Below are 1,106 nucleotides of genomic sequence, written 5' to 3'. Positions count from 1 at the left end.
CCGAACATAGCTACCCGGCAATGCCACTGGCGTGACAACCGGAACACCAGAGGTTCGTCCACTCCGGTCCTCTCGTACTAGGAGCAGCCCCTCTCAAATCTCAAACGTCCACGGCAGATAGGGACCGAACTGTCTCACGACGTTCTAAACCCAGCTCGCGTACCACTTTAAATGGCGAACAGCCATACCCTTGGGACCGGCTTCAGCCCCAGGATGTGATGAGCCGACATCGAGGTGCCAAACACCGCCGTCGATATGAACTCTTGGGCGGTATCAGCCTGTTATCCCCGGAGTACCTTTTATCCGTTGAGCGATGGCCCTTCCATACAGAACCACCGGATCACTAAGACCTACTTTCGTACCTGCTCGACGTGTCTGTCTCGCAGTCAAGCGCGCTTTTGCCTTTATACTCTACGACCGATTTCCGACCGGTCTGAGCGCACCTTCGTACTCCTCCGTTACTCTTTAGGAGGAGACCGCCCCAGTCAAACTACCCACCATACACTGTCCTCGATCCGGATAACGGACCTGAGTTAGAACCTCAAAGTTGCCAGGGTGGTATTTCAAGGATGGCTCCACGCAGACTGGCGTCCACGCTTCAAAGCCTCCCACCTATCCTACACAAGCAAATTCAAAGTCCAGTGCAAAGCTATAGTAAAGGTTCACGGGGTCTTTCCGTCTAGCCGCGGATACACTGCATCTTCACAGCGATTTCAATTTCACTGAGTCTCGGGTGGAGACAGCGCCGCCATCGTTACGCCATTCGTGCAGGTCGGAACTTACCCGACAAGGAATTTCGCTACCTTAGGACCGTTATAGTTACGGCCGCCGTTTACCGGGGCTTCGATCAAGAGCTTCGCGTTAGCTAACCCCATCAATTAACCTTCCGGCACCGGGCAGGCGTCACACCCTATACGTCCACTTTCGTGTTTGCAGAGTGCTGTGTTTTTAATAAACAGTCGCAGCGGCCTGGTATCTTCGACCGGCATGAGCTTACGGAGCAAGTCCTTCACCCTCACCGGCGCACCTTCTCCCGAAGTTACGGTGCCATTTTGCCTAGTTCCTTCACCCGAGTTCTCTCAAGCGCCTTGGTATTCTCTACCCAA

1 rRNA gene (running past one end of the window) is annotated in these 1,106 nt (G+C 54.1%); it reads right to left on the bottom strand.

Annotated elements, in window-relative coordinates:
- Nucleotides 1-1,106: ribosomal RNA gene (locus tag sphst_RS20140) — 23S ribosomal RNA — on the bottom strand (its annotated part continues 1,626 nt past the right edge of the window); the annotation flags it as partial.

This window comes from Sphingomonas sp. STIS6.2 (assembly GCF_000732685.2).
Classification (GTDB): Bacteria; Pseudomonadota; Alphaproteobacteria; order Sphingomonadales; family Sphingomonadaceae; genus Sphingomonas; species Sphingomonas aerolata.
Note: the sequence above shows the minus strand (reverse complement) of the source record. Positions and strands in the feature narration are given on the sequence as shown.